Below are 12,632 nucleotides of genomic sequence, written 5' to 3' on the forward strand. Positions count from 1 at the left end.
GGCCTTGTTGCCGGGTTTTATTGTAATGGCCGCGCCTGCGGCAGATGTTCAGATTCTACTTGACGACTTCCTCACCATCCTTGTTAACCCAGATCTTGCGCTCGCCGGACTCCATCCTGCCATTGGAGTCCCAGACCTCTCGATCCGTTGTGGCCTCGTCAACCTTGCCGTTATCGTTCCAGATCACTCGATCCTTACAACCCGCCAGTGCCAGTACGGCAAATACAACAACTACAGTTTTCTTCATAACGATAACCTCCGTTCAGCCGCCGCAGCGGCTATTAATAAAGGATGGCTGGGATCGGAGCCGCTAACGGCTGCCGTGGAGTTCACGATTATTTTGCTTGTCCCGGTCACTTTTCCGCACCATGACATAAACCGCACCGGTACCACCATGGTGTTTCTGGGCCGAATGGAATGCCAGGACATCGTCCAGTTCCGGGAGCCATTTGGCGAGGTAGCTCTTGAGTTGGGCAATGCCATCGGGATTGCGCTCGCCCTTGCCATGAAGAATGATGACCGAACGCAGACCATAGCGCACACAATCGCCAATGAATCTGAAGACTTCACGCCGCGACTGCTCAACCGTCATCCGGTGCAGGTCGAGACGTGCCTCAATGGGATACTGGCCAAGCCTTAGCTTACGAAACACGCCGTGCTGGATGCCCGGCCGCTGCCAGCTCAGTACATCGTGGGCAGTGAGTGGTTCCACCATGTCGGAAGTCAGCGGGTTGGTATCCCGCATCGGCTTTTCCACGGCCGCCCTCTGACGTTCCAGGTGGCCCGGTGTCAGTTCGCGGGGCGTTGTCACCTCAGCCCGGTTGGGCTTGCGGATTCGCCGGACGTCTTTCATTTCCTCAAGAAAGCTGAGGCGCTCTTCTTTGGTAGTCATGGCATTACAATTAATGACCTGATTCAGGTACCGACTTTACCACCCGGGTAACCGCCCTTAAAGAAAACTGATCTATGTCAGGCTTACTGCGACCAAAATCGTAGGGCGACGGGCGCTCTGGGTAAACTACACTTCCCAGGGACAATAATAACCAGCGAGTGACTACGGACATGGCCTCAGCGAACCAGGAAAACGATCGCCCCCAGAACATCCGTGCAATGATGACGTTTCTGCGGGAGCACGCGCCTTTTTCAAGCATGGATGATACGCATCTGGCTCACTTCGCCGAGAACGCCTCCATTCAGTTTTACGCCGATGGTGATGTCGTCCTGTCCCCCGACCAGGGCGTCGTTAAACGGTTTTACGTGGTGAAACAGGGTCGGATTCGTGGCGAGCGCCATAATGAAAAAGAAGACCGCACCGAAACGACTTTTGAAATAAGCCAGGGCGAATGCTTTCCCCTTGCTGCCATGATTGGCGAGCGGCCAACCAGAACCCTGCACCGGGCAGACGGCGACACCTTCTGCCTCAGCATCGGGCAGACGGCATTCGTTACACTCTTTGCTGAAAGCGAACCGTTCCGGGATTTTTGCCTGCGGGGCGTCAGCAGCCTGCTCGATCAGGTAAACCGGCGCATACAGTCAAGTGCCATGGCCTCAATAGGGTCCAGCACGTCCCTCGATACGCCACTGGAACGCTATGCCCTGCGCAATCCGATTGTTTGCTCGCCCGACCTTCCGGTGCGTAAAGCCGTGGCTCGCATGCATGAAAACAACGTCGGCAGCATTATTGTTACTGACGAAAACCGACACCCGACCGGCATTTTTACATTGCGTGACCTGCGGACCATGATCGCCGAGGGCACAGGTCCTCTGGACACTCCCATACAGCAGGTAATGACCAAGAACCCCTGCTGCCTGCCTTCCCATGCCGACGCGTTCGAAGCCGCCATGCTGATGGCAGAGCATCATTTTGCCCATTTATGCGTCATCGATGACGATCACAAGTTAATTGGCGTGGTTTCGGAACGCGATCTGTTCTCCCTGCAGCGGGTGGATCTGGTCAATCTTGCCCGCACCATTGGCACCGCCACCCATTTGCGCACCCTGGTGAGCCTGCGAACCGACGTCTCCCGCCTGGTGGATGCGATGCTTGCCCATGGTGCTGACTCCGGACAGGTGGTCAAGATCATTACCACACTCAACGACGTGACGGTCCGGCGGGTTCTGGAGCTCAACATCAAGAAAAACGACCCAGGAATTCCCTTTACCTGGCTGACTTTCGGCAGTGAAGGCCGTCAGGAGCAGACCCTGTTGACCGACCAGGACAACGGCATCCTTTTCCAGACTCCCGAAGACATGACCGAAGAACAGGTCCGCGAAAAACTGCTGCCCTTTGCCCGGAAGGTTAACGACGAACTGGCTGAATGCGGCTTTACCCTGTGCAAAGGCAACATAATGGCCAGCAACCCGAAACTCTGCCTGAGTGACAGGGAATGGGACGACTGGTTTATCCGATTCATTGACGCATCCACGCCACAGAACCTGGTGTATTCGTCAATCTTCCTGGATATGAGAGCCATCTATGGCCCGACAGAGCCTTTGGACGCCCTTCTGGATAAGGTCCTGACACGAATCCGTAAAAACGCTTTGTTCCAGAAAATGCTCGCCGGCAATGCCTTTCAGCGGAAGCCGCCGCTGACCATGTTTCGCAACTTCCGCTATATATCTGAAGGCAACAAGCACTCACTGGACCTCAAGCGTCAGGGCCTGGCGCCATTTGTCGAAGCTGTAAGGGTCTTTGCCCTGGCGAACGGTGTTGAGACGGCAAACACCCTGGAGCGTATGGATGAGCTGGCCAAAAAAGGCGTCTTCGACCCGAAAGACGCCAACGCCTGGAAAGAAGCCTATAGCCTTATTCAGGCAATCCGGATGAGAGCCCATCAGGAAATGCTGGCAAAGGAGGAGGAGCTGACAAACTACATCGATCCCGACGACCTGAACCCGCTCGACCGTCGAATCCTTAGGGAATCCTTCAGACAGGCGCAGCGGTTACAGCAAAAGCTCGAAGTTACCTACCAACTCTGACCTTCAGGCGTGAGACATGCTGGAACAAATCAAACAATGGATTGAGCAGCGCCGGGGTGGAAAGATTGGCAGCCACGATCCTGACAACCTGCCCACCCCGAAAACACCAGGGGAACAACTCCTTACAGATTGCCGCCTGATTGTCCTGGACCTGGAAACCACGGGGCTGAATGCTTCCAAGGATCAGGTGATCGCTATTGGCGCCGTGGCCATCCGGGGCGGAATCATTCCCTTAAGCGACCAGTTCGACCTAATCCTGAGACGGCCGGAGCTGGATATAAGCGAAACCGTTCTCATTCATGGTATTGGCCCTGAGGCACTCACTCAGGGCCATGAGATCGAAGACGCCCTGCTCTATTTGCTTGAGTGGATGAATGGAGATCCGATCCTGGCCTACCACTCGGCATTCGACCAGAAATTCCTGGAAAAGACCCTGAAGGCGCAACTGGGGTATACCCAGCCCCATACCTGGATGGACGTTGCAGACCTGATGCCGGCATTTTTCCCAAACACGAAAACCGGCGGCAAAGGGCTCGACAACTGGGCGGACTTTTTTGGCCTTGAAGTCAGCGAAAGACATCATGCCGCGTCCGATGCTCTCGCCACCGCCGAGCTTACCCTGGTAGCCCTCAACAAGGCCCGCGGGGAGGGGGTAAAAACCCTGAAGGGTCTGTACGACAAGCTGCATTACCATCGGCGGCTGCAAAAGATGCATCGTTTTTGAATCGATCCAGGACAGAACCTCTTGGAAATAGACCAACGTCACGCCAAATGACTGAGAATTAGACCTTTTGCCAATATCTATAAATCGCTTGACCAGTAAAGTCAGTAGAGACAACTAGTCGGAGAAGTACTTATATGAATAATAAATTCTCTAATCGAAGTGCCTCACCAAAAACCCACCCAACCTCCACAACAACAAAACAGGAGTGATCCTATGTCAGCAGGTCATAGCTACGATGCTGAAGCATACTGGAAGGCGAATCTGCGCCTGATATTCGGGAGCCTGATCGTCTGGGCCCTGGTATCTTACGGCTTTGCAATTCTGCTCCGTCCGATGCTTGCGGGTATTCCGATTGGTGGTACTGATCTGGGCTTCTGGTTCGCCCAGCAAGGTTCCATCCTCACGTTCATCGCTCTGATCTTCCACTACGCGTGGCGCATGAACAAGATCGATGAAAAATTCGGCGTACACGAGGAGTAAGAACGAATGAGCCAATTTGCCATTAACATCATGTTTGTAGGGGGCTCATTCCTCCTCTACATCGCAATCGCTATCTGGGCCAAGGCCGGAAGCACGAGTGACTTCTACGTTGCCGGTGGCGGCGTTCACCCGATCACCAACGGCGCAGCAATCGGCGCCGACTGGATGTCCGCGGCATCGTTTATCTCCATGGCAGGCCTGATTGCTGCCGGTGGCTACGCCAACTCCACCTTCCTCATGGGCTGGACAGGCGGCTATGTTCTGCTGGCCATGCTGCTGGCTCCGTATCTGCGGAAGTTCGGCAAGTTCACGGTGCCCGAGTTCATCGGCGACCGCTTCTACAGCAAGAATGCCCGCCTGGTTGCGGTTGTCTGCCTGATCGTAGCGTCTGTAACCTACGTTATCGGCCAGATGGCTGGTGCCGGTGTTGCCTTCTCACGCTTCCTGGAAGTTGATTCCACCCTCGGCCTCATGATCGCGGCAGTTGTGGTCTTCATCTACGCGGTTATGGGCGGCATGAAGGGCATCACCTACACCCAGGTTGCCCAGTACTGCGTTCTGATCGTTGCTTACACCATTCCTGCGGTGTTCATCTCCCTGCAGCTGACAGGGAATCCGATTCCGGGTCTGGGACTGTTTTCAACACACGTGGATTCCGGCATGCCGATTCTCGACAAGCTGAATCAGGTTATCACCGACCTCGGTTTTAACGAGTACACTGCCGACATCGACAACAAGCTGAACATGGTTCTGTTTACTCTGTCGCTGATGATCGGTACTGCGGGTCTGCCCCACGTCATCATCCGCTTCTTCACCGTACCCAAGGTGGCTGACGCACGTTGGTCTGCCGGTTGGGCTCTGGTATTCATCGCCCTGCTGTACCTCACGGCTCCGGCTGTTGCTTCCATGGCTCGCTTGAACCTTATGACCACCATCTACCCGGACGGCACCGCAGCGGAGCCGATCCAGTATGATGAGCGTCCGAACTGGATCAAGGAGTGGGAAGTGACTGGTCTTATCCAGTTCACCGACAAGAACGAAGACGGTCGGATCCAGCTCTACAACGACAGCGAAGCCTTCGCGCCTACGGCTGAAGCCCGCGGCTGGAACGGCAACGAGCTGGTCGTTAACCGGGACATCCTGGTACTGGCCAACCCGGAAATCGCTAACCTGCCGGGCTGGGTCATTGGTCTGATCGCAGCAGGTGGTCTTGCAGCAGCACTGTCCACGGCGGCCGGTCTGTTGCTGGCGATCTCCTCGGCGGTCAGTCACGACCTGATCAAGGGTTCCATTAACCCGGCAATCTCCGAAAAAGGTGAGCTGCTGGCAGCGCGGATATCCATGGCGGTCGCTATCGTTGTCGCCACATGGCTTGGTGCGAATCCTCCCGGCTTCGCGGCACAGGTTGTTGCACTGGCATTCGGTATCGCCGCTGCATCCCTGTTCCCCGCGCTGATGATGGGTATCTTCTCCAAGCGTGTGAACAACAAAGGCGCAATCGCTGGCATGCTGACCGGTCTGGCCTTTACCCTGGCGTACATCTTCGTGTACAAGGGCTGGCTGTTCATTCCGGGCACCAATAACCTGGCAGACACCCCCGAAAACTGGGTGCTGGGCATCTCCCCGCTGTCTATCGGTGCGGTTGGTGCAATCGTCAACTTTGCGGTAGCCTTCATTGTATCCAACGCAACTGAAGAACCGCCCGTTGAGATTCAGGAACTGGTTGAAAGCGTCCGTTACCCACGTGGTGCCGGTCAAGCTACAGACCACTAAGCAACATCTCAGCCTGATTCGTTCAATGAACTGACAGGTTGATACTGAACGGGCTTCCTCAATGAGGGAGCCCGTTCTTTTTTGAGGAAGTCATTATATGTTCTGGACATTTGTCGCTACTGTAGTTTGCGGCCTTGGCGCTGCCGGTATTGCACTGGGTATTCGCGCCGCCACCCGAAATAAAGCCCCGAAGTGGCTCATCCCGGTTTTCGCCGGCGCGGGCATGCTCGGCTATCTCATTTACATGGAATACACCTGGTTCGACCAGAAAGAAGCTCGTCTGCCGGACGAAGCGGTGGTTGTGAGTACCGAATCCGACGGCATCCTGTGGCGGCCCTGGACCTTCGTGCTTCCCTACGTCACCGCATTTTCCACAGTCGACACCAAAAGCATCAGCCGTGACACCAGCAGCGAAGACATCGTCCGGTTCACCCTTTATCGCTTCGAGCAGAAAATGACGGACGCGGTTTCCCACCGCATTCACATCATTAACTGTGCGACCCGGGAACTGGTGCCTCTGGGATCAGACGGAAACCCGCGAGTGGATAACCTGAAGCTGCTGGAACCCGGAGATCCCCTGTATGAAACCGTCTGCGCCGAGTGATGCCTCGTTAGCGTAATGCTTCAACCTGCTGATACTGTCGGGAACGCGTAACCATGATTAGTGCCTGGCTGCTGGTCCTCATTTCCATCACCTACATCTCGATCCTGTTCGTGATCGCCTGGGCCGGCGACAAACACCCCGGCCTTTATCGCAGGCGCCTGGCACGCACGCACATATACGCACTGTCTCTGGCAGTCTACTTCACCTCCTGGACCTTCTACGGTGCCGTTGGCCGCGCCACGCAGGAGGGTCTGGGTTTCCTGCCGATCTACCTGGGGCCATTACTGGTTTTTGTTTTCGGTGCACCTTTGCTGCGCCGGATCATCTATATCAGCAAGCGCAACAACAGCACATCCATTGCTGACTTCATCGCCTCGCGATATGGCAAATCCCAGCTCCTGGCTGCGATGATTGCGACCTTCGCCCTGATCGGCAGCGTCCCTTATATCGCCCTTCAGCTGAAGGCAATCGCCATGGGCTTCAATGTGCTCTCGGAAACGGGCACCAGCTATGGTGAACTCAGCACGGCAGCCTGGAACGATTCCGCCTGGTATATCACCATGGCCCTGGCGGTCTTTACCGTTCTTTTTGGCACCCGGCACCTGGAATCCACTGAACATCACCGAGGCATGATTCAGGCTGTTGCCTTCGAATCCCTGATCAAACTCGTGGCGTTCGTGGCTGTCGGCCTTTTCGTCGGCTTCGGACTTTACGGCGGTTTCGGAGACCTGTTTGACCGGGCAAAAGACGCTGACCTGATCGGCACCCTGACCACCGATGGCATTGAGACACCTGCGTTCATTACCCAGACACTCATCGCAATGCTTGCCATCATCTGCCTGCCACGACAGTTTCATGTCATGGTTGTCGAAAACACCGATCACCGGGACTTCGAGATTGCCCGCTGGGCCATGCCTATTTACCTGGTGGTCGCCAGCGCGTTCGTACTGCCCATCGCAGCCGCTGGTCTGCTGTCACCGGAGGCGTCGGCCGGCAACCCCGACATTCTTATCCTTCAGTTACCGATCTTGGCCGGTGAAGAATGGCTGGCGATACTGGCGTTTCTTGGGGGCGGTTCAGCCGCCGCAGCCATGGTTATCGTCTGCTCCGTCGCCATTGCCACGATGGTGAGTAATGAAATCATCATGCCAGCCCTGCTGAAGTTTTTCCGACCGCGCATGAACCAGCGTGCGGATCTCAGCTACCTTTTGCTCAGTATCAGGCGGGTCGCTATCTTTGTTGTGCTGCTCACGGCCTATGGGTTTTACCGGATGGCCGGCGAGGATTACAGCCTGACAGCCTTCGGCCTGCTCTCCTTTGCCGCAGCAGCACAGTTCGGGCCGGCCCTGGTTGGCGGTATTATCTGGCGCCGGGGCAATTACATGGGCGCCGTCTGGGGGCTTGGCCTCGGTTTCCTGATGTGGTGCTACACCCTGCTGCTACCGGCGCTCGCCACCACCGGCTGGGTCACCGATACGCTCATTGAGCAGGGACTCTGGGGCCTGAACTGGACACGGCCCACCGCGCTGTTCGGCTCCGAACTGGACCAGACCAGTCATGGCATTATCTGGAGCCTGGGGATCAATACGGTGGTGTACATCGTACTCTCGATGCTGACCCGTCAGCGTGTCCGCGAGAAAATCCAGATTGCTTCCTTCTTCCACGATCCACAGCCCAAAGCAGAAACCGCCCAGCATCAGAGCTGGCAGGGTGAAATACTGACGTCCGACCTGCAGGCGCTTACTGACCGATTCATGGGTGAAGAACGTTCGGAAACCATCTTCCGGAATTACGAACGCCGCAATGCCATTCGCTTGCACCCACATCGACCGGCTTCCGCACATTTGATGAAATATATCGAGCGTCAGCTGGCGTCGGTAATCGGTGCATCGACCGCACGCGTCGTACTGGAGTCCACTCTTACTGGCCGGGACATGCAGATCGAGGACGTGGTCAGCATTGTCGACGAAGCTTCCCAGGCCATGACGTTCAGCCGGGAATTGCTTCAATCGGCTATTGAAAACATAAGCCTGGGCGTTTCTGTGGTTAACCATCAGCAGCAACTGGTGGTCTGGAACCATCGTTATCTGGAACTGTTCACCTATCCGAAAGGTTTCGTCAGAGTCGGACGCCCAGTTGAGGATCTGATGCGTTACAACCTGACCAACGCCAACCTCTCAGCCCGCAGGATTGATGAGATCGTGGCAGACCGCTGTACCAGTATGCGGGAGGGCCGTCCTATGTCCTATGAGCGGCAGAGGCCGGATGGAACCGTTTTGCGCATTGATGGCAGCCCGATACCCGGGGGAGGCTATGTCACCACCTTCCAGGACATTACCGCCATGCGCCGGACCGAGCAGGCCCTGAAGGAAACCAATATTTATCTCGAGCAACGGGTGAAGGAGCGTACCCAGGAGCTCCAGGTCATCAACGAACAGATGCTGAAGGCCAAATCCGTGGCTGAACAGGCCAACCAGAGCAAGACTCGCTTCCTCGCCTCGGCCAGCCATGACCTCCTTCAGCCACTGAACGCAGCACGACTATTCACCTCTGCTCTCGCCGGCAAAGCCGATGACGGCGAGATGAAAGATCTGGTAGACCACATCGACAGCTCACTCGGAGCGGCCGAAGAGATCATCAGCACCCTGTTGGATATTTCAAAGCTGGACGCGGGCGCGCTGGAACCGGATATCGGGGTCTTCCCAGTCAACGAGATCATGCGTCACCTGGCAACCGACTTTTCGGCAATCGCCAAGGATCAGAATCTGGATTTGCACGTTGTGCCCAGCACGGTCTGGATCCGTTCGGATGCCAAACTGCTGCGCCGCGTGATCCAGAATTTCCTGTCCAATGCGATACGCTACACGCCGGAAGGAAGGATCCTCCTGGGTTGCCGACGCCTGAAAGGCTATATCCGTATAGAAGTCTGGGACACCGGTCCCGGCATACCCGAGGATCAACTGGCGCACATCTTTGAGGAATTCCGGCGGTTTCAGCATGGCCGGGACAAGAAAGGCCTCGGGCTTGGCCTCGCGATAGTCGATCGCATCAGCGGCATGCTGAACCACCCGGTCAGCGTCCATTCCGTTCAGGGCCGCGGCAGCGTCTTCGGTATCACCGTGCCAACGGCGGCGCCCGAGCAGAATGAGACCACAGCTGCCAAGCCCACATCGGGGTCCCGGAGAGTATCAAACCTGGGTGGCCTGCATTTCCTGTGTATCGATAACGACCCAGCCATTCTTCAGGGGATGGTAGCGCTGCTGGGCAACTGGAAGTGTGACGTGACCGCAGCCGAAAGCCTTGAAGATGCCATGGAAAAACTGGAAGGTCACCGGCCAGATATTATACTTGCCGATTATCAACTGGATGATAACAAGAACGGCCTTGACGCCATGGACAGCATTCGTGGTGCGTTGAGCGCCGACATACCAGGCATACTCATCACCGGCTATATGGCGCCTGAAGTTCGGGAAGATGCCATAAACCGGGACTACCAGATTCTCTACAAACCGGTAAAACCGGCTGCACTGAGGGCACTGGTTAACAAGTTACTCAAACAGAAGCGCTCATGACCGACTCCAAAGCTGACTTCAATCCGTTCGGAAAGCTTACCTATCTGGTCATCGATGATTTCGAAAACTTCCGGTTATCCATGCGCCAGATGCTGCGCAGCTGCGGTGCCGATAAAATCGAGCTGGTTTCCAATGCGAACCAGGCGATTCAGTACTGTACCTACAATCACGTAGACGTGGTGTTGTGCGATTTTAACCTGGGAGAAGGCAAAAACGGCCAGCACATACTTGAGGACCTCCGATACAAAAAACTCCTTAAGCGCTCTTCCCTGTTTCTGATGGTCACCGCCGAGACGTCCAAAGAAATGGTTATGGGTGCGAGGGAATATCAGCCGGACGCCTACCTCACAAAGCCCATCAACCGGGCCGTGCTTGAGAAACGACTTAGCGCCCTGATCAGCCAGCGCAATATTCTCATGCCCATCAACCGGGAAATCGACCGGGAAAACTATCCGGAGGCCATTTCACTCTGCCTCCAAATCCTTCCTCGACAACCACGTTATAAAACCTGGTTGATGAAAACTCTTGGTGACCTGTACTTTCAGCTCGGCGACCTGACTCACGCACTCAAGATCTATGATGAGGTTTTGGCGCAACGCGAGCTCTCATGGGCAAGGCTCGGACGCTGTAAGATCCTCCTGGCCAATCGGAGCTTCGACCAGGCTGTGGACGGCCTCCGTGAGCTTATTGCTAAACATCCGGACTACATGGAGGCCTATGACCTTCTCGCAGAGGGTTTTGAACGACAGGGCCGTCCGACACAGGCTCAACAGGTACTTGAAAAAGCCATAGAGCATTCCCCCAATGCCCTGCTTCGACAGAAGCAGCTGGCAGAATTGGCTGGTTCCAATCAAGACCTGGAGACGTCCTCCGAGGCCTGGCGTCGAACAGTGGAGCTTGGCACCCACTCAATTCACGACAACTCCCAGCATTACCTTGCATTAGGCCAGACGCTCTCGGATCTCAGCGAAGGCGATCTCGAGGAGGACGGTACTGAAAGAGCCAAAGAGGCGCTGGCGGTTCTCAAGAAGATGGAAAAACGGTTTGAAGGCGAGGAAGGCATCAGCTTGCGTAGCCAGATCGTCCAGTGCCGCGTGTATGCAGGACAGGGAAAGGAAAAGCAGGCCGGAAAGATCCTGGAAAGCCTCCGACCGGAACTTGAAGGTACCGCAAACCTGGATGCAAGAACGGGGCTTGATTACGCCAAGACTTTGTTTCGCCTCGGACATGAAACCGATGCCAAACAGCTTCTGCGAGAGATGTCCGAGCGTTTCAGCGATGATCCTGACACGCTCCAGAAAATCGAAAACCTTCTGGACGAGCCGGTGGGATTCCGTCAAAAGATCAAGGCCAGGACTCTTAACCGGGATGGCATAAAAGCGTTCGAATCCGGAAATCTGCAAGACGCAGCGGAAATCTTTTCAAAGGCTCTGGAGATCGTCCCCGACCATGCAGCCCTGAACCTTAACCTGGTTCAGGTACTGATGAAGGAACATGACAATAATCCGGGCAACGCTGAACTCCTGGAACGCTGCCAGTCCTGTCTTAATCAGTTGTCAGGACTGCCAGAACAACATCGTCAACACCGGCGCTATATCGCCTTACAACGCAAGCTGAAGGGACTGATGGAATGAACAACCAGAATATTGATTTTTCAATGGTGCTCGCCTCAGCCGTTCATGACATGAAGAACTCGCTTGGCATGCTCTTGAACTCCCTGGACGAACTTCGCAGCGAGCACGAAGAAAACCTGGGTGAGTCTTCACGCTTCAATACCTTACAGTACGAAGCCGAACGAATGCATAACGATCTGGTTCAGCTTCTTGGCATCTATCGCCTTGGCGAGAACAACCTGTCTGCACACATTGAGGAGCACTTTGTACCGGATTTCCTCACCGAGCATCTGGCGAGACACACGCCTCTGCTTGAGGGACTTGGCATTGATGTTTCCGTGGAAGCTGAAGACATAAACGGCTTTTTCGATGAAGATCTGTTGACCGGCGTGCTCAACAACACCATTAACAACGCCATCCGCTATACCCGAAGCAAGATCCTCCTTACCGCCGGTGAAAGAGACGGTTACCTGGTAATCGGTGTTGAGGACGATGGAAAGGGCTATCCGGACAGTATGCAGCACACAGGAACCCTGAACTTTAAATCGCTTGATTTCAAAAGTGGCAGTACCAGCCTTGGGCTGTTCTTTGCCTCTTCTGTCGCCAAACTGCACAGCGAAGGAGACCGAAGTGGTTCTATAAGGCTTCACAATGGCGGAAGCTTTGGTGGTGGGGTGTTTGAGATCTGGTTGCCTTGATTACGAGACTTTAGTTTCAGGCAATAAAAAACCCCAGCATCGGGGATGCTGGGGTTTTAGGCATTAGGCGCCTGACGATGACCTACTCTCACATGGGCAACGCCACACTACCATCGGCGCTGGTCTGTTTCACTTCTGAGTTCGGGATGGGATCAGGTGGTTCCAGACCGCTATGGTCGTCAGGCAAAA

At 55.3% G+C, this 12,632-nt stretch carries 10 protein-coding genes and 1 rRNA gene; 8 read left to right on the plus strand and 3 right to left on the minus strand.

Features of this window, described 5'->3' with window-relative positions; all coding sequences use genetic code 11:
• Nucleotides 1-55: 55 nt before the first annotated feature.
• Both FMN52_RS19595 and smrA read right to left on the minus strand, forming a co-directional pair.
• Entirely contained in the window at nucleotides 56-247 is a 192-nt protein-coding gene (locus tag FMN52_RS19595) for a hypothetical protein (protein ID WP_148610285.1), read from the minus strand.
• 63 nt (nucleotides 248-310) lie between these two features.
• The gene (gene smrA, locus FMN52_RS19600; protein ID WP_148610286.1) at nucleotides 311-892 is read right to left on the minus strand and encodes a DNA endonuclease SmrA; all 582 of its coding nucleotides are present in this window, start codon (nucleotides 890-892) and stop codon (nucleotides 311-313) included.
• A gap of 170 nt (nucleotides 893-1,062) precedes the next feature.
• Between smrA and FMN52_RS19605 the strand changes: the two genes are divergently transcribed.
• From FMN52_RS19605 to FMN52_RS19640, 8 genes are all read left to right on the plus strand, one after another.
• Nucleotides 1,063-2,979 (plus strand): putative nucleotidyltransferase substrate binding domain-containing protein, encoded by a 1,917-nt coding sequence (locus tag FMN52_RS19605; RefSeq protein WP_148610287.1) that lies wholly within the window; start codon nucleotides 1,063-1,065, stop codon nucleotides 2,977-2,979.
• 16 nt (nucleotides 2,980-2,995) lie between these two features.
• Nucleotides 2,996-3,703 (plus strand): 3'-5' exonuclease, encoded by a 708-nt coding sequence (locus tag FMN52_RS19610; RefSeq protein ID WP_148610288.1) that lies wholly within the window; start codon nucleotides 2,996-2,998, stop codon nucleotides 3,701-3,703.
• A gap of 213 nt (nucleotides 3,704-3,916) precedes the next feature.
• The gene (locus FMN52_RS19615) at nucleotides 3,917-4,183 is read left to right on the plus strand and encodes a DUF4212 domain-containing protein (RefSeq protein WP_008172923.1); all 267 of its coding nucleotides are present in this window, start codon (nucleotides 3,917-3,919) and stop codon (nucleotides 4,181-4,183) included.
• Nucleotides 4,184-4,189: 6 nt separating this feature from the next.
• On the plus strand, nucleotides 4,190-5,956 hold the full coding sequence (locus FMN52_RS19620; RefSeq protein ID WP_148610289.1) for a sodium:solute symporter family protein: 1,767 nt from the start codon (nucleotides 4,190-4,192) through the stop codon (nucleotides 5,954-5,956).
• A 97-nt stretch (nucleotides 5,957-6,053) separates the two neighbouring features.
• Nucleotides 6,054-6,560: a hypothetical protein gene (locus FMN52_RS19625; protein WP_148610290.1), complete on the plus strand. Its 507-nt coding sequence runs from the start codon at nucleotides 6,054-6,056 to the stop codon at nucleotides 6,558-6,560.
• A 53-nt stretch (nucleotides 6,561-6,613) separates the two neighbouring features.
• Nucleotides 6,614-10,132 carry a PAS domain-containing hybrid sensor histidine kinase/response regulator gene (locus FMN52_RS19630; RefSeq protein WP_148610291.1) on the plus strand — a complete coding sequence of 1,173 codons (3,519 nt, stop codon included), beginning with the start codon at nucleotides 6,614-6,616 and terminating at the stop codon, nucleotides 10,130-10,132.
• The gene (locus FMN52_RS19635; RefSeq protein ID WP_148610292.1) at nucleotides 10,129-11,766 is read left to right on the plus strand and encodes a tetratricopeptide repeat-containing response regulator; all 1,638 of its coding nucleotides are present in this window, start codon (nucleotides 10,129-10,131) and stop codon (nucleotides 11,764-11,766) included. Before FMN52_RS19630 ends, FMN52_RS19635 begins: the two co-directional genes overlap by 4 nt.
• A complete protein-coding gene (locus tag FMN52_RS19640; RefSeq protein ID WP_148610293.1) occupies nucleotides 11,763-12,443 on the plus strand; it encodes a HAMP domain-containing sensor histidine kinase in 681 nt (226 codons plus the stop codon). The genes FMN52_RS19635 and FMN52_RS19640 overlap by 4 nt, the downstream gene beginning before the upstream one ends.
• A gap of 69 nt (nucleotides 12,444-12,512) precedes the next feature.
• Here FMN52_RS19640 and rrf read toward each other — a convergent pair.
• Nucleotides 12,513-12,627 (minus strand): 5S ribosomal RNA (rrf, locus tag FMN52_RS19645).
• Nucleotides 12,628-12,632 lie beyond the last annotated feature (5 nt).

This window comes from Marinobacter sp. BW6 (genome assembly GCF_008107725.1).
Taxonomy (GTDB): Bacteria; Pseudomonadota; Gammaproteobacteria; order Pseudomonadales; family Oleiphilaceae; genus Marinobacter.